General features: G+C 61.5%; 17 protein-coding genes and 1 pseudogene. 10 read left to right on the forward strand and 8 right to left on the reverse strand.

Annotated features, from left to right (window positions below; genetic code table 11):
* Positions 1 to 131 precede the first annotated feature (131 nt).
* From DTA15_RS32610 to DTA15_RS32620, 3 genes are all read right to left on the reverse strand, one after another.
* The gene (locus DTA15_RS32610) at positions 132 to 1337 is read right to left on the reverse strand and encodes an MFS transporter (RefSeq protein WP_006482372.1); all 1206 of its coding nucleotides are present in this window, start codon (positions 1335 to 1337) and stop codon (positions 132 to 134) included.
* Positions 1338 to 1511: 174 nt separating this feature from the next.
* Complete coding sequence (locus DTA15_RS32615; RefSeq protein WP_227743133.1) at positions 1512 to 2312, reverse strand: N-acyl homoserine lactonase family protein; 801 nt, start codon at positions 2310 to 2312, stop codon at positions 1512 to 1514.
* 196 nt (positions 2313 to 2508) lie between these two features.
* Entirely contained in the window at positions 2509 to 3024 is a 516-nt protein-coding gene (locus DTA15_RS32620) for a TetR/AcrR family transcriptional regulator (RefSeq protein ID WP_227743142.1), read from the reverse strand.
* Between the two features lie 470 nt (positions 3025 to 3494).
* On the opposite strand from DTA15_RS32620, the gene DTA15_RS32625 reads away from it, so the two are divergent.
* A complete protein-coding gene (locus DTA15_RS32625; RefSeq protein WP_006482391.1) occupies positions 3495 to 4226 on the forward strand; it encodes a hypothetical protein in 732 nt (243 codons plus the stop codon).
* Positions 4227 to 4357: 131 nt separating this feature from the next.
* Here DTA15_RS32625 and DTA15_RS32630 read toward each other — a convergent pair whose 3' ends face one another.
* Positions 4358 to 4756 (reverse strand): hypothetical protein, encoded by a 399-nt coding sequence (locus DTA15_RS32630; RefSeq protein WP_012493810.1) that lies wholly within the window; start codon positions 4754 to 4756, stop codon positions 4358 to 4360.
* Between the two features lie 34 nt (positions 4757 to 4790).
* Positions 4791 to 5494 (reverse strand): annotated as a pseudogene (tnpC, locus tag DTA15_RS32635) (IS66 family transposase); the annotation flags it as partial.
* Between the two features lie 224 nt (positions 5495 to 5718).
* Here tnpC and DTA15_RS32640 point away from each other — a divergent pair.
* Positions 5719 to 6492: a TnsB C-terminal domain-containing protein gene (locus DTA15_RS32640; RefSeq protein ID WP_227743132.1), complete on the forward strand. Its 774-nt coding sequence runs from the start codon at positions 5719 to 5721 to the stop codon at positions 6490 to 6492.
* 162 nt (positions 6493 to 6654) lie between these two features.
* On the opposite strand, the gene DTA15_RS32645 is transcribed toward DTA15_RS32640, so the two are convergent.
* Positions 6655 to 7680, reverse strand: a complete 1026-nt coding sequence (locus DTA15_RS32645) for an IS110-like element ISBcen2 family transposase (RefSeq protein WP_006482370.1) — start codon at positions 7678 to 7680, stop codon at positions 6655 to 6657.
* On the opposite strand from DTA15_RS32645, the gene DTA15_RS32650 reads away from it, so the two are divergent.
* From DTA15_RS32650 to DTA15_RS32665, 4 genes are all read left to right on the forward strand, one after another.
* On the forward strand, positions 7679 to 8710 hold the full coding sequence (locus tag DTA15_RS32650) for a TnsB C-terminal domain-containing protein (protein WP_227743131.1): 1032 nt from the start codon (positions 7679 to 7681) through the stop codon (positions 8708 to 8710). The two genes, DTA15_RS32645 and DTA15_RS32650, sit on opposite strands and share 2 nt — an antisense overlap.
* An 8-nt stretch (positions 8711 to 8718) precedes the next feature.
* A complete protein-coding gene (locus tag DTA15_RS32655; protein WP_006482415.1) occupies positions 8719 to 9588 on the forward strand; it encodes a TniB family NTP-binding protein in 870 nt (289 codons plus the stop codon).
* The gene (locus tag DTA15_RS32660) at positions 9566 to 10093 is read left to right on the forward strand and encodes a TniQ family protein (RefSeq protein ID WP_011880225.1); all 528 of its coding nucleotides are present in this window, start codon (positions 9566 to 9568) and stop codon (positions 10091 to 10093) included. Before DTA15_RS32655 ends, DTA15_RS32660 begins: the two co-directional genes overlap by 23 nt.
* 311 nt (positions 10094 to 10404) lie before the next feature.
* Positions 10405 to 10752 carry a hypothetical protein gene (locus tag DTA15_RS32665; protein ID WP_006482402.1) on the forward strand — a complete coding sequence of 116 codons (348 nt, stop codon included), beginning with the start codon at positions 10405 to 10407 and terminating at the stop codon, positions 10750 to 10752.
* Positions 10753 to 10948: 196 nt separating this feature from the next.
* Here DTA15_RS32665 and DTA15_RS32670 read toward each other — a convergent pair whose 3' ends face one another.
* The gene (locus DTA15_RS32670; RefSeq protein ID WP_006482374.1) at positions 10949 to 11866 is read right to left on the reverse strand and encodes a hypothetical protein; all 918 of its coding nucleotides are present in this window, start codon (positions 11864 to 11866) and stop codon (positions 10949 to 10951) included.
* Between the two features lie 81 nt (positions 11867 to 11947).
* On the reverse strand, positions 11948 to 12364 hold the full coding sequence (locus DTA15_RS32675) for a hypothetical protein (protein WP_006482430.1): 417 nt from the start codon (positions 12362 to 12364) through the stop codon (positions 11948 to 11950).
* 239 nt (positions 12365 to 12603) lie between these two features.
* Between DTA15_RS32675 and DTA15_RS32680 the strand changes: the two genes are divergently transcribed.
* The 4 genes from DTA15_RS32680 (at position 12604) to DTA15_RS32695 (ending at position 15758) form a co-directional block, all read left to right on the forward strand.
* Positions 12604 to 13392, forward strand: coding sequence for a hypothetical protein (locus DTA15_RS32680; RefSeq protein ID WP_012493809.1), 789 nt, complete (start codon positions 12604 to 12606; stop codon positions 13390 to 13392).
* A gap of 10 nt (positions 13393 to 13402) precedes the next feature.
* The gene (locus DTA15_RS32685) at positions 13403 to 14089 is read left to right on the forward strand and encodes a hypothetical protein (protein ID WP_012493808.1); all 687 of its coding nucleotides are present in this window, start codon (positions 13403 to 13405) and stop codon (positions 14087 to 14089) included.
* Positions 14090 to 14149: 60 nt separating this feature from the next.
* Complete coding sequence (locus DTA15_RS32690) at positions 14150 to 14815, forward strand: RES domain-containing protein (protein WP_227743130.1); 666 nt, start codon at positions 14150 to 14152, stop codon at positions 14813 to 14815.
* A gap of 505 nt (positions 14816 to 15320) precedes the next feature.
* Entirely contained in the window at positions 15321 to 15758 is a 438-nt protein-coding gene (locus DTA15_RS32695; RefSeq protein WP_006482456.1) for a hypothetical protein, read from the forward strand.
* The last annotated feature ends 431 nt before the right edge of the window (positions 15759 to 16189 follow it).

The raw sequence follows: 16189 nt of genomic DNA on the forward strand, positions 1-16189 counted from the left end.
AAAATGGGGCTGCCGACCCCAGCCAGCCGGTTGCCCGCCATTGTGGTGGGGGGCGGCCGATTGCTGCGACGTGGGCGCGGGGTCCGCGCGTCCCACGACGCAACGCCGATGCGTGAGAGGTTTTGACGATGTCATGGTTGAAGCGAAGCGCGGCACACATCGACGCCGCGCTGCGCCTTAACCGATGCGCGCGACACGAGCAGGCTGCCGGTCGCCAGCGCCAGGAATGCCAGCGAACTGCCGATCGTGCCTGTCAGGCCGAACGCGGGATAGACCCACCCAGCGACGGCCGAGCCGACGCCGATACCGCAAAACACGAACGACGCCGTCAACGCCAGCGCGATGCCTCGCCATTGCGGCACGAGTTCGACGATGCGCCGCTGCTGCGACGGCCACAGCAGGTCGGTCGCGAACGCCCATGCGAGCAGCGCGACGAACAGCAGCCGCAGGTTCGGGGGCGTGAAGCGAAGAAATACGAGGTCGAGCGCAAGCAATGCGAGACCGGCGAACAGCATCGCTTCGGCGCTATAGCGGCGCGCGGCGCGAGTCACGAACAGGTTGCCGGCGATGCCTGCGACGCCCAGCACAACGAGCGCGGTCGATACCGTATCGGCACCCGCGTGGAACACATCGCGAATGATGGGCGCGATGAAGGCATACGTCGAGTAGACGCCAGCCGCGATGAAGAATACGACCAGGAACGCACTGAGCGTATCGGTGCGCGTCAGCAGCGACGCAACCGTTGCAAATTCGATGTTTTCTCCCTGGCTCGTGTCGGGTATGGCGGCGACAATGAGCGCGGCGGTCGCCGCGCCGGCGAGTCCAATGACGAGAAAGAGCGCTCGTGCGCCCCATGCGTGCGCGATCCATGCGGACAATGGCATGCCCACCAGGCCGGCAACGCTCAGGCCAAGCAGCACGACAGCGATCGCGCTGCCCTGTTCGTCGGGTTCGACGAGGCTGGAGCCCAATGCACCAAGCACCGGGCCGATGAAGCCCGCGCCAAGGCCCATCAGTACACGCGACAGCAGCAGTACCGGATAATTCGGCGCGGCTGCCAGCAGAAGCGCCGCGGCACTGAACATTGTCAGGCCGAGCAGTACCTGGCGACGGCGCCGCAGGTGGCCAAAGCCGACCTGCAGCAGCGGCGCGGCAAACGCGAACGTCACTCCAAACACGGTAACGAGGTAAACACTCTGCGAATCCGCGAGTCCCCACTGACGCGAGATCGCATCGAGGCTGCCGACGACGGAGAGCGCCCCCGTTGCCTGTACGAAGTATGCGAGGCTCAGAATGCGAAGCGCGCTTGTTGTGCGCGGTGAAAAGGGCTTAGCCATGTGTGGTCCTTTCGAGTCTTGGGAAGCGCGCGCCCCGGCAAGCCCGCGGGACGCACGCGGTTCAACCGGTCAACCACCGAGTGCATGCAGAACCAGCTCGGTCGCGACGTGCCATGCGCCCGCAGCGCAGATCAGCAGGCCGAGCGCTCGACGTAGTGGGCGCGACATAGGGCGTCAGCCAGCCGTCAGGAGCGTGTAATTGGCTGCCTTCGTGACGTCGGCCTGCGGATTCGAGATCGCGTTTTCCATCACCCCGACGATCTTTCCGCCACTCACGAGCGCCGGCGCATCGTGACTCGGCAGCAGAAACCGGCTCGTTGCGAGCGCGCGCTTGATCGCACGTTTTTCGTCGAGCGTTGACATCGCACGATTAGCGGTAATCGTGGGCTCGTGCGCCGCCTGATCGAGGATCGGATAGATCAGTTGGTCCTTCAGGTTGTATGCAATGTCGCCGCTGATGTTAGCGATGCCTTCGTCGGTTTCGACGAGCACCGACAGAGAACCCGGCGTATGGGCACCGGAAAGGCGGATAGCGACGCCCGGAATGACCTCCTCCTCGAACGTACCGTCGACGTCGAACAGACGGATCGCGCCGCGCGTGTGCAGGCGGTCGATCAGATGCTTGGTATCGGCGGCGGTGTACATCAGCGGGCCCATGATCCCTGACGCGGCGAATTCGAGTTCGCGACGTGAGATCCCTACGGTGGTCGTCATCGGGAACCGGTCGGTCATGCCGACGTGATCGATGTGGGCGTGCGTATGCACGATGTGACGGATGTCGCTCATCTTCAGCCCGTGCTGGGCAAGGTGATGTTCGATCGTCATCTCAGGCGTCACCTCGTACGGCAGGCCGAACGCCGCGTACTGCTCGACATTGCGCGAGCCCGTATCGACGAGGACCGGGTGAGTGCCGCCGGTGATCAGGAAGCCCAGCACGGGGATCGTTACCTGCTTGCCGGGTTCGCGAAACAGCACGAGGCCGCTCGAATCGAGCGACATGTTGCCGAAGTTGATGGGATGGATCTTCAAGGCCATGGCTGCTCTCCGTTTGGATCGGCACTTTATTGAACCGATTGGTTCAGTATGGAGAAGCCGAGGTCACGACGCCAATTAAAAAAACCAATCGGTTCGGAAAGTCCGCCCTATCGACTAGCAACCGAGCGATGGTGCTTCAGAGAACGCGCAGCGCTTGCATAAAAGAGCCGACCGCGTCGCTTTCCGCCAGTTCGGGCAGATTACGTTCGATGCAATAACCGGCAAAGAACACCGTGACGATCGTGGCGATGGTGGCGGCAGGGAGCCGGTGAGGTTCCGCCTCGATGTTTTCGATGATCTGCGGCATCAGTCGGTGGTGGTACGCGCCGACGATCTCGCGTACACGCTCAGACAGCGACGGGAATTCGCGGATCGAATTGACTGAGAAACAGCCCACGCAGCCGTTGTCTTGCGGATCGCCGAGCCGAAGAAAGCGCTCGATGTTGCCGTAGCCCTTTGGCTCTGCGGTGAGGATCTGCTGCGCACCCCGATGCTCGTAGTAATAGAGGAGGCTATGCAGGAACAGGTCTTCCTTGTCCTCGAACTCCGAATAGAGCCCGGACTTGTTGACCCCGGTTGCTTGTTCCAGCTGCTGGAGCGATGTCCCGGCGAAGCCGTATTTCCAAAAGACGGGCAGCGTCTTTTCCAACACGCCGTCTCGGCTGAATTTTTTGGGTCTGCCCATTTCGGAACACCGCGCGATGAGATGCGGACATTTTAAACCGAACGGTTCAGTTCGTGTCGGCATTTGCGTTCAGTATGTGCTTGGCTGTGTTCGACCGATTAGGATCCCGTCATCGTTGCTATGCCGAAGCAGGGTGTCCTGCGAGGCCGCTACTGGGAAATGGTGACGGCCGTCGCCTGTCTCGTGCAGGGAGAACATGCAGTCGCGCAGTTGGGAGGAACGCCGCGACGCTCGGAGTCACCCGGAAGGTGTTGCCACGGGCGACATGGAGAGCTGTTCTGTCCACCTTCCGTCCGGATGTGCTCGGGCGAGGGCGAGAACGCGGCTTCGGCCTGGACGCCCGCAGCGTGCGGTGCCGGTGTTCGAGCGTGACGCGCTGATGCACATGGATTCGCTCGTGAAGATGCGCTGCAGTGAGCGGCAACCGGAGGTGACGCATGAACGAAATGCGTGCGTCGCGTCGCTGGCGGTCGATCGAAACCTGGCCGGAACTGCTGCACGCCCTCTATCACGGATTGCTGGGCTGCCTGCTCATCCTGATCGCATTCCGCTGCGAGACCGCCGGCTCCGCATGGCGCAAGGCGGCGGAACGCGGCGATCCAACCGCGCGCGCCGCGCGCGCATGGGTCCGCGCGGCCGTCGGGCATCACGATGCGCTGTCCGCGCTCGAGCACGCGGCCACCGGCGCCGGCTGCGCGCTGATCGGCTTCGGGATCCTGCAGGTCGGCTATGCGGTGCTCGTGCCGGGGCGCGACCGGTCCGCCGAGCCGTTCGCCGAACCGTTCATCGCGTGGCAATGGGCGATCCTCGCGCTCGCCGCAGCCGCCCTGAGCTACGGCGTGGGGTCCGTGATGTATCCGGGCACGCGTGTGCTGATGGGAGGGATCACTGCAGCGTACGTGCTCGTGCCGCTGATCTACCGTCAGCAGGTCGCCCGCGCGGCGCTCGCGGCACCGCAGTGGTGTACTGCCGTCGCGGGGTCGGGATTCTGGGTGTTTCTCGACGTCATTTGGAAGCTCTATCACGCGCCTCGCGTGCACGAGGCGCCGGCGATGGTGGCCGTGCATCTTGGTCTCGGCTTCGCCGGCCTGGCGATTGCCAGCTGGGGGCTCGGCTGGATCGCGCGGCGCACTGCGTGGCTGCACCCGGCGCCGACCGGAGGCCAGTGACGTGCGTGTTTCACCCGCTTGTTCGGCTTGGGAGTGGATGCTGGAAGTTATCGACCGCGTGCAGGCCCGCAGGTAAGCGTTCGGTTTGGGCCGTATTGACAGCGGGAAGCTATCGCATACGTTTCCGGACGCTACTCAAGGCTCTTTTGCCACGTATCGAAGTATTCTCGTTGTGCGGCAACTGAAGCCGGTCGAACGTCCGGGCCTGTATCAAAGATACGAACCAGGTCCTGTCTCTTTGCCTGCTGTCCTAGCGTTAGTCTATAGGCCTTGAGCCCGCTGCCCATTTGCCTAGCCATGGGCGAAGGAAACACATTGAGGCTCGCGCCATAACAGCCAAGGAGGAGTCCATGTGCTTCCAACCTCTGACGAACTGCGGATAAGGCTTCGAAGAAGTCCGGTCCGTCCCCCGACAGACTTAACGCCTTGTACTCGAGTTTCACCTGGCAATTTTCATCATCCTCTTCGTAGAAGAGGACTGCCTTGCCATTCTCCATGTCACCGCGGATATCCAACTCGATCCGTTCCATTACTGCCTCACGTTGATCGGTTAATGTCCGATCATTATCGTACCGGTGTGACTCTTGCGGTCAACGGAAGGTGAGCCGCAACGTTCCATGGCAGGAATTCGTCGATGCGATTGACAGGGTGATCCGCAATACGTTCGATGGCGTAGTGCAGATAGGCCTCGGGATCGAGGCCGTTCAGGCGTGCTGTGCCGATCAGGCTATACATCGCAGCGGCACGTTCTCCGCCCGAGTCCGCGCCAACGAACAAGTAATTGCGACGGCCCAACGCGACACCTCGCAGCGCTCGCTCCGCGATCAGGTTGTCGATTTCCGCACGCCCATCGCTACAGTAGAAGACGAGCGCCGGCAGCGGTTCAGCGCGTACTGAATCGCCTTGGTCGTGTCCGACTTCGCGGAGAGCGTGGTAAGTGTCGCATCGAACCACCGCTTCATGTCGTCGAGCAGCGGTATCGCTCGCGCTTGGCGCATGCTGTGCCGTTCGTCGGGTGGCTTGCCGCGGATCTGCTCTTCGATCTCGTAGAGTGCGCCGATCCGACGCAGCGCCTCCTCCGTCACGGCGTTGGGACGCACGGCATGCAGATCATGGATCTTCCTGCGCGCGTGCGCCATACACGCGGCTTCCTGGATGGTGCCGCCGCGATACAGCTCGGCGTAGCCGGCGAACGCGTCGGCCTGCAGCACACCGGCGAAGTGAGCAAGATGCCGCTGCGGATGCTCGCCGCGGCGATCAGGTGTGTAGGTGTTGAAGCCCTTAAAAACTGCTAATCGTGTCCATAGATTACGCTAATGTAAGACACGGCCACGGCCCCGCGAGATAAGGCATTGCTGCCGTCTCGCGCGTCTTTTCATGCGTTGCGTTTTGGCAACGCGCGCACGATCGGATGTCCGTTTATTTTGCTAACGCGTTATACGTGTCCTTTAATTCCGCTAACGCGTCTGACGAGGCTCGATTAGGAGCGGCAATGACGGTTTCCGAGGAAGCAGTTAGCAGAGCGGAAAAAGTAGCAGATGTTCTCCGGCCATTGGGGCGAGGACCGCTTTCGAAGAAGCGCGCGGTTTCGGCTGCCAATCTGCTGGGCGTCCACTGGACTACTGTTTATCGTCTGCGGCGGAAATTTCTGGCAAACCCGGTAGCGAGCGCGGTCATTCCGAAACGACGAGGCCCATCTGAGAGCAGCCATCGATTGGGAGGGGCCGTTGATGCAGTGATTGACGAAGTAGTGCACGTCTGGCTGCCCACTCAACGACATTTGGCGCATCCTGCAACCGATCTCGTGCTGGAGGTTCGACGCAGATGTGAGCTTGCCGGACTGCAACCACCAGGCCGAACCACCATAGGCCGGCGGTGGGCTCAGCATCGCGAGGCGGACGCCCTGCAGCGCGCGGCCCTTCCCAGCGCGCTGGCAGCGCCAGGTTCACTTGTCGCAAAGTATCCTCTGGAAATCGTTCAGGTCGACCATACCCAGGCGGACGTGGTTTTGGTTAGCGAATATGACAGACAGGTGATTGGCCGCCCGTGGCTGACTATCGCTCTGGACGTTGCAACCAGGTGCGTGTTGAGTTTTTACGTTGGCATGGAGCGTCCGGGAGCGGCTACCGTTGGTTTGCTGCTGACCAGGGCGGCACTGCCAAAAATCTATGGTCAGCCCGATTTTTGCAAGCGAGGTGGTGTTGACCTAAAGTGGACTTGCTCGAATCTATCCGGGGTCGCGGATGGGAAAGATCCCGCCCCATGATGGGAGCCGCGCCGGGCAAACCTCAAAAACCCCTCAGCATTGAGATGCTGTTTTTTGTGTCAGGTTACTTGCCCGGCCGTTGAGTCGTTTATGCCTTCACGTATCTCGCGTCGCAAAACCTGGTGTGACTACTGCAACTGAAGCAGTAAGCGACAGGAAGCGTCAGACTGCAGGAACAGCCTCGATGCTTCGGTAGTGTGTCCCTTTGGCGAGGATGGCCGACGCGATCCTCGCCAATTTATTGGCCAAGGCACAGGCCACTACGTTCGAATGTCGTCGCGCCAACAGGCTGCGAATCCAGACGCCCAATGCATCCGTGCGGTGCTCGATGCGCTGCATGATGGTCCGCGCACATTGCACCAGCAGCCGCCGCAATTCCTTGTCCCCGCGCTTGCTGATGCCGAGTAGCGTTGGTTTGCCGCCGGTGCTGTACTGCCGCGGCACCAGCCCGACCGACGCCGCAAACTGCCTTGCCGAACCATATTGACGCGCATCGCCCAACTCCGACATCAACACGCTGGCAGTCATGGGGCCAATGCCCGGAATCTCGAGCAGCCGTTCGCTGCGTTCGTCCTCGTGTAACTGGGAAAGCAACTCATGTTCGAGCTGATGGATCTGCTCGTCCAGATACTTGAAGTGCGCGTGCAGACGTTCGAGCACGCTCACCAGTCTCGGCGGCAACGATTCTGCCTCCAGCACGGCGGGCAGCCGTCGGATCACCGCCATACCGCGCGGCAAGCTGATGCCGAACTCCAACAGAAACGCATGAATCTGATTGATCGTGCAGGTGCGCTGACGCACAAGGCCCTCGCGCACGCGGTGCAAGGCTGAAACGATCTGCTGAGCTTCGTTGTGCGGACTCGCGAAACGCATGCTCGGACGCGAAGCTGCTTCGCAGATCGCCTGGGCGTCCGCGAAATCGTTCTTGTTGCCTTGCCGGAACGGTTTGACGAACTGAGGGGAAATCAGCTTGGCCTCGTGGCCCAGCGTCTGAAGTCGGCGGGCGATCCAGTGAGCACCCGCGCAGGCCTCCATGACCACCGTACAACTCGGGAAATTGCCCAGCAGCGTAAACATCTGGCTGCGCGTGAGCTTCTTACGGAACACCATCCTGCCTGACGCATCCTGCCCATGCAGGTGGAAGCAGTGTTTGCCGAGATCGACTCCGATCAGCGATACCGTGTCCATGATGGTCCTCCAGAAGGACAAAATCCTCACTCAGCGTAGTCCACTGAGTGAGGATCGGGCTGACCATCCTATTAACCCCTGGCTCGCGAAGATCGAGGCGGACGCAGAGTGGCCAATGCGTGGGATTCCGAACGTTCTACATCTGGACAACGCTGCCGAGTTCAAGAGCAGGGCGCTTCGCAGTGGATGTCGGGAATACGGTATCCACCTGATGTATCGTCCAGTCGGGCGGCCTCATTTTGGCGGCCATATTGAACGCCTGAACCGCACCCTGATGGAGCGTGTCCGGGGCTTACCGGGGGCGACTGGATCGTCTCCCAAAGGACGGAAGGCGCGAGAGTCTGAAAAGACGGCCTCGTTGACGCTTCGAGAATTCGAGCAATGGCTCGCGATCGAGATCGCCAGACGCTACCACCACGTTCCGCATCGCGGGCTGCTTGGAGCGACGCCAGCTGACACGTGGCGGATGCTTGCCCTTAGCCTTGATTCGCGGCAGCTTCCCGCTTCCAGCGACGCTGAGCTCAGGTTCCTGATTCGGTTTTTGCCCGTAGTGCAGAGGAAAATCCAGGCTGACGGACTGACGCTCTTCCATGTTCGTTATTGGCATCCGATTTTCGTCGCCTGGCGCCAGACGCGGCGGGCGGTCACCGTTCGGTATCATCCGGAGGACCTCTCGCGGGTTTTTGTGACAGCAGGGAGCGGCAACTATCTCGAAGTCCGTTACGCAGACATGCGGCGGCCGGCGATCTCTCTTTTTGAACACCGGGCAGCGTTGCATTCCATTAGGTTGGAAGGACAACAAACTGTTTCTGAGTCGCTGATCTTCAGGACAATAGAAGAGCAACGGCATGTAATTTCCAGAGCCAAACAGACAACGGCCCGTGCACGTCGACGGTCACGCAAAAAGATCGTCCCATTGGAAGAGTTGCGCGACAGGATTGTCCCGTACAGACATGACGTGAAGGAGCAGGAGGCTGAGGCGGTCGACTACGCGACGTCAGTTCAGGCCTTCGATGTGGAGCAATGGTGAGGTGAAACATGAAGGGTGGGGCACTTGCGCATCTGCTACCGGCTGCCAGACAGCAAGCCGAGTTAGGGAACGACGAACGAATCCTCGGACTTCTTCGAGACCGCTGGATCGACTATCCCCGCGCGACGCAAGCCCTGCAGCAACTTGAGCGCCTCTTTGAGACGCCCCGCCGCGAACGTATGCCGTGCCTGCTGTTGCACGGTGATTCAAATATTGGCAAGACGAAAATAACGGCCAAATTTCGCCGCGCACATCCAAGCGAGTTTGACGAGAAAAGCGGGGTCGAACGTTGTCCGGTCGTCGCGATGCAGATGCCACCGACCCCTGATCAGCATCGATTCTATTCAGGCTTACTGGTCGAGCTAGGTGTTCCGCACAATGCCGCTTCCGGCTTGGCAGCCCTTGAACGTTTAGCACGCGAGATTCTCAGGCGGATGTCACCGCGCATGCTGGTCGTTGATGAGGTGCATCACCTACTTGCGGGCTCTTATCGCGAGCAGCGCGCGTCGCTGAACCTGCTGAAATTTCTGGCTAACGACCTTCAGATCAGCATGGTTCTGCTCGGCACCCGCGACGCGGTGCTGGCGCTTCAAACCGATACCCAGATGATTAGTCGGTATGTGCCGTTCGAAATACCACGGTGGCGGGAGAGCGATGGTCTACGGCGGCTTCTCGCGGCCTTCGAACGCGTGCTGCCACTGCGCAAGCCATCGGATCTCGCACGACGCGAGATCGTTCAGTTTGTTCTGAGCGCGAGCGGCGGACTTACCGGTGAGATATCCACGTTGCTGAACAATGCCGCCGAACTATCAATTCGCAGCGGCGACGAATTTATCGGCATTACGCATCTCGAGCATGTCTGCCGAGTCGAGCAGTAACGTCGTTCCATGGCCGATTGCCCCCAGGCCCTTCTACGAGGAGGCCTTTGGTGGCTGGTTAGGCCGTGTCGCGACGCGATATCAGGTGAGCGTTGCGATGCTGTGGCAGATGAGCTCGAGCGAGCCGCTGCCCTCGCTTGGGACTGCTGGATGGATTCTTTTTCCTCCGATTTCTCAGCCAGCGCTTCAACGATTCTCAACGCTCGCACGCCTTGATGAAGACAGATTGAGGCACATCCAGACGCCATCGGACTGGCTCTTCAACTGGCGCTGCGTGCCGTACTGCTTCAGATGCCTCGTGCTGAACGACGCGGACGTTTCAGTGCCTCGCTGGAAACGTGAGTGGCTCGATCCGACAGCCGAATTCTGTAGCGTGCATCACACGGTTTTGGAAACAGTCCCCGCCTCTGTCTTTCGGCTGTCGGGTCACTTTGCTGCCGCGCTGCGCGCGATCAGCCGTTATCGCGAGAAACGAGTGTTCAAGGACCGCAGATGGCTGTGTTAGCAGAATTAACGGACACGATTAGCGTTGCAGCGGACGCCATTAGCACAAACTTCGGACTTCAACAGCTGGCGACCGCCGGGACGTTGATCGCGTGCAGCGCCGCCGTAGGAGCGCGCGCTGCACGTGGCGTGGCTGCGCTCAGCGCGGATCGGAGGCCGATAACGTGCGCGCGTCGAGCACCCAGGTATTGTTGCACCTGAAGCCCGGCATCTTGCCGCGCGGCGCGCACGCTAGTGTCGGGAGACTCGCTATCCTACGGGCATTCCGGCGATACGCGGGCCCGGCAAAGGGATCGTGAAGTGACACCCCCTATGACTGCTGTCCAGCAGATGTTCCTCGAGTGGTGCATCGGCTACATGAAATTCCGGATCGCCGACGCGATGTCGGTCGGTCTGATGTCCCTCGAGGCCGAGCGCTACGATGCGCTGTGGACCATGCTGCAAGAGGGGCGGTACGGCTTCCTCTGCGACGACATGATCGAGACCGGCCGGCGCCTGTTTCCGGACGAGCCGAACGCACCGGAGGGTTCCGCGCTCGACGCGGCCTACGAGCACGTGTCTACGGCGCTCGACGACTGGTTGCCGAGCTTCGTCATCCCGCCAGGCCAGGTGTCGTTCCTGCCGGACCCCGAACTGCCGGACGGCGAGCCCGCTGCGTGAGCGGCCAGCGACTTGGTGCCAATTCCACCGGCAAGATACTCTTCAACGATGCGTTGTCTGAACTGCTCGTTGTACTTCGTCATGTGAAACACCCCAAACGTCGGACGGGTGTCCAACTTTTGGGGTGCAGTTCATTTCGGCCCCTTTTTTCACCCTCACGAGCTCGCGCGCCCCAGAGGTTGAGAGCCGTGTCGAATCATTTGCTCGAATCGGTACGCTCATCCTTCCATGTCGGACGGGGTCTCTCGCCGCGCTCCCAAGCGGCCGCAAGCTCCTCGGGCTTCCAGAACCAGTCACGCTGAGGAACCTTGATGTCCTCGATTGCGCCGTGGAACCCTTTTTCGGTCGCAACGACGTACGCCGGCAACGTCAGGTAGTGATAGAGATCGAAATCGATCCCGTCGTTGATCTTGCTGTCGTTACTCGGATCGTAAGGTTGAACGGACTTGCGCGTCCGCACCCATTGGCGCCAGAGATATCGCATGACGAGATCTTGGCGCTCCGCCATCGTCGGTGATTGTGACTTGCCGCGGGAAGCGATGTCCGCGAGAGCGGCACTCAGGATCGGATGCTTGTATTGATCCAGCGGATTTTTAGCCTCGCCTTCCGGATCCTGGTCCAGCCATTTCGAACGAATAGCATCGAAAGTCTCGAATGTCTCGATCCAATCGTCGCGATCTTCCTGCAAGGCCTTGGCGAGTTTCTTGCGGCTGTCGTCGTCGAGCAGTGTCGGGTCCTTAAGGACCGTCCATCCCGCCTGGGCGAACGCTGCGGCTTCGGCCTCGGACCAGGCCGGATCGTCGGATTCTCCGATCATGCTCATGAGGTCCCGCTTGCCCGGCAGGACCGGGACATTCGGGTTGAGGAATTGCGCGAGTGCCCCAACGATTGTGCGCAAGTCGGCGTCATCCAGACCGTTCTTGATACGCTGGTTCAGCAGCTCGGTGAGCGCGTTGTCGGCGAGCGAGAACGAGTAGCCGTCTCTCGACATCTTTGCGAACGTCGCCACCCACGAGGGCAGTGTGGGTTGCTCGGCGAGCGCGCGCACGGGCGTGGTGTCGAACACGACGATGCACTGATCGTCCGGGATGAGTTTGCGGGGTGGTCGGGTCATCAATATCTCTTGAAGGATTCAGGTGGCGAGAGGGCGCGGCGAGCCTCGCATGAGCCGACGTCGCCTCGGTGTGCCTCGGCGTCAGATGTGGCCGGCTGCGGCGACAGCCGGCCCGGCGAGCGCACCCACCACCGCGGCATAGGCCGCCGGCGTGATCGCCTTGCAATCGCCGTTGGTCAGCCAGAGGTTGGCGTGGCCGTCCGGACGCGGTGCTAGCTCGATGATCGCGCTCGCACGCACATGGTAGTCAGTCGCGACGTCGTTCGTGATCCGTTGCAACTCGACCGGCACGAACGGCCCGTAGGCGAGAACGGCAGCCGCCACGGTCAGGTCCGCGAACACACTCCGCACCTTGCCGTCCGCACCACGCAGATTGAGGATCAACTCGGCGCAGCCCGGGTGCTGCTTCGGCGTGTAGAGCGCGATGATCTGGTCGGGATCCACGTAGGTGGTGGGCGGCTGGATGTGCGGCAGCTGGGGGATCGGTACGAGTGCCATGGGGCGGGTGTCCTGAAGAACGGAGAAAGCCGGCGTACGTGCGCCGGGCCTAGCCCGAATGACGGCCGCAGTGGCGGTTTCTGGAGGGGCGCCCCTGGTTTTATTCAGACAAATTGAGAAAATCTCACTTCTGATAATTGTTCTTGTCGGGACCGGTTAGGCGAGAAAAATGCGGCAGTCGATAAACTTGCAAACTACGCGAAAACTGATAAACTCTGAGTAACTGTTTGGAGATCGCCATGACGATGATCGAAGCCGACTTCCTGGGACCGCCGCCGTGCCATATGAGCACGCTTGTGCAGATTCCGTGCACGCAATCGATCGAGGATCCGCTCGCGCTGCATCGTTTTGCGGAAGCGGAGGCACACGTCCGGAAATGGGCGCAGGAGCAGGGACGGCGACTCAAACGGATCGCCGATGTTCGCGCCGAGATCGCCTCCCTCACCGCCGAAGTATGGGCATTGGAGGTCGAGCAGCGAGATGTCGATAGCTTGACCGCATCGAGAGCCAAGTTTATTCAGCAATGGCGCCTCGATTCCCGTCAGTCGACCGTTCGTCTGCGCCTGCAGATCTTGTACATGACGCTTTACGAGCTCGAGGCTTGGCAAAGCGAAGAGTTGCGAACGCAAGCCTTGCCGGCCGAGTCCCACGTCGCCAGCCCTGCGATGGGCATCTGGCAGCACCTGATCGACGTGAGACCCACCGATGTGCTCCCGGTACCCACGCAGCTCGCACTTGCTCAAGAGCTGCTCGACGCCGGGGTGCTGTTTGATCCCGAAGCCGAGCTCGCTTGGGCGGTCGGCCTGGATCTCGCGAGCGGGATCGCGCGGCGCATCGCGCGCGATTTTTTCTTTGAAGAGGTCGCCGCTCCCTTCGTTTCCGCTCACCGGGAAAGACTTTCCATGGCGGCCGCCAGCGTTCGCACCTTGGCCGCCCGGCGGATGCTTGATGAACCTTCAGAGACGGGCAGTGCCGCTGCCATTGCCAAGCGCTTGAACCCGCTTGGCGCGCCTCCCCATTTCGCCTAAGGAGTTCAAAATGGCACAGGCAATTGACGAAACCAGCCGGATAGCCGACCTCAAAATCCGGGCGGTGCCCAGCGAAGGGCAGTATCTCAACACTGCCCAAATCGCACGTGACGTCGCCGAACTGTTTGCAACGGATATCGAGGGCTCCCTCCGTGGTCGGATCTCGCTGGATGTCCGCGCCGAAACGCTCCACTTGCTCGTTCGGGATACATTGGAACGCCGTTTGGCGACGATGCTGATTCCGGAAGTGGAAGGGGCGTCCGGGACGGTATCGGATGCGTTGCCTGTTGCCAACTTGAAGCCTTCGGAAGTTGTCGAGCGAAAGTTGGTGGCGCTGTCAATCGCGAGTCTCTACCGATCAGTGGAGGCGGGTCGGTTTTACTGCGTCCGGCCGCGAGGCCAGACCAATGGACGGGTGTTTCCAGCATGGCAGTTTGTGGAGTTCGTGCCGGAATTGCTGCCCAAAGTGCTCGACCAGTTCCGAGGGGCGTTGGAAACGGAAGTCCACGCCTTCTTCGTGACTGCGTGCGACGAGCTCAATGAGCTCGCGCCTGCGGAACTGTTGGCCGGGAAGCTTTTCGAGGGGCGCGGGGCGCCGCACGCGAGTCAGCGTCGGCTGTTGAACCTGTCCCCCGTCGAGCGCCAGCGTCGCGTAATCGACGCGATCCCGCGAGCCGGGGAGAGCGTGGCCTACTAAAACGGCCATGAAATGGGAAAACCTCAACTTGTAATACCGCCGCCGGACATAGCAGAGTCGATGCCGTCGGTGGACCAGCTCGTCGCAGCGCTGGAGCGTAGTACGCGCACTGTCGGCCCGGTGCTGCATCGGGCCGCTTATTCACCGGCGGGGGTGTTACCCGATCGCGTGTGGAACCCGTACCGGTTCGGTCCGCCGAAGGCCTTGATCGCGGCGGATGGCACTTCGCCGTTCGGCTGGCTGTACTTGGCTCTCGAGCCCGAAACGACGGTCTGGGAGGCGCGCTTCGCGCGCAACGATTGCCGGCCGGGGACGTTTTACTTGAGCGGTGAGGCCGAACGTAACGGCTTGATTGCGACGTTGACGTTTCCGCGGGCGCTTCGAGTGTGGGATCTGGGTGCACCCGCGTCGAGCCTGCTAGGGATCTACGATGAGTTGTCGTCGCCGGCCCATGACTGGTGCCAATGGTTCGGTGCGCAGCTGCACCAGGCGATGCAGCAGGTCGCGCCGGCGCAGCGACCGGACGGGGCATGGTATCCGTCACGCCGTTACCCCGGGCAGGGCGCAATCATTCTCTCGTTTGAGGCACTTGCGCCGCTCCGGGCGGGTATCACCTATACCACGACGCCCTTCGTCGAGCACGAGACGTATGCGCGACTGCTGGCCGATCCGCTTAGGGGGGAGCCACCCGAGTCGACCGTCGGCCGTGCGGACCTGGGACCGTGAACGGATGGGTGCGAGCGCAGGCGGCGACCAACCCGGCTGCGGCCGGGTTTTTGTGGCGCGCCGTCAATGCCGATAACTCCGCTTATCGGCATTGCGTTTAATGCCCTTGAATCGCCAATGTGCGGTTTGGCCCTGAGCGAGCGGGGCAGAGCATTAGGGAAACTACCTAGATTATTTCACCTTGCCGACGCGTAGCCGCGCGCTATACGACTGGCAGGCCGTGAAGGGCGACCTGCCCCGAGACTGGCCGGCGGGCGACCCGGACGGACCCAAGTGGCGAAGTGTTCGATGCCCAATAACGTGCGGGGGTGGGCGGTATCCGTCCTGATGCTCCTGCTGCTGCTGCTCGCGCAGCTGCGCGGCTGCAGCGCCCTGTGAGCGCCGCGGCGTAGCGGCCGCGACCGTGTCCCTGTGGCGCACCGTGCCGGTCTCCGATACGGTCACGCCGCAGGTTGTTCAACCTTGGCCCGCCCCGCGAGGAGCGGGCCTCCCCGCGAGGGCACCGATGGGCTTCTTCGAACTGACGGACGCCGCGGCGATGGTGTGCAAGGCGCGGCGCGAGCTTGACCGCCTGGCCGGCGAGCCGTCGATCGACCACGTGTTCAACTTCTTCGTCACCGCACATTCCGCGACCGACTACCTGAAAGGCACCGTCGCCGAGGCCGATCGATCCACGTTGCTGGCCGAGCCGGATATCCAGCTGTGTCGGGATGTGTCCAACAAGGCCAAGCACATGAGGCTCGATCGCGGTCGGCCGGACCCGGCCACGCATCGCGTGAGCGGCGCCTTGGGCAGCGCCGCATTCAACAGCGTGGCGTTCAACGCCAGCGAGGAGCGATGGGTGCGCTGGCCGGATGGCACCGAAGTGGAGATGCAGAGCTTCGGAACCCGCGTGCTCGCCCGCCTTGAACAGTTCCTGACCTCCCATGGCATCGCCAGTTGACGTGCATCAGCCGATCGATACAGCGCCGACCGTAGAGCACATTAAATCTGCCACTCCAGAATCCCCGCCGATCTAGGCATCCGGCCCCGGAGTTGACGACTTTATTGACGGTCGTTCCAAAATAATGTCGTCAATTCGCCTACGTCCGCAGTAAATTTGTCAATTCGCGTTGCGGACCAAGCGTTCCGGCCGTAACGTCCTGATTTCTAGACCGATTGTCGACGCACCGGTCTGCCGGCCGAAGCGCTGAGTTCAAGCAGAACTCTCTTCTCTCTGCCTCAAGCTCGGGCACCTATGCTGGGAAAGCAGTGTTGCGGGACGTTCGTGGTCGATTGCGTCCGGCTGCTCTCGGCCAGAGTCGGTCATTAGCTCAAATGGTCAATTTGCCGTTTGAACGGCGGCTCCCGATCAGTAGCGGACTTATGCCGTCA

The sequence above is a fragment of the Burkholderia cenocepacia genome, from assembly GCF_900446215.1.
GTDB classification, from domain to species: Bacteria; Pseudomonadota; Gammaproteobacteria; order Burkholderiales; family Burkholderiaceae; genus Burkholderia; species Burkholderia cenocepacia.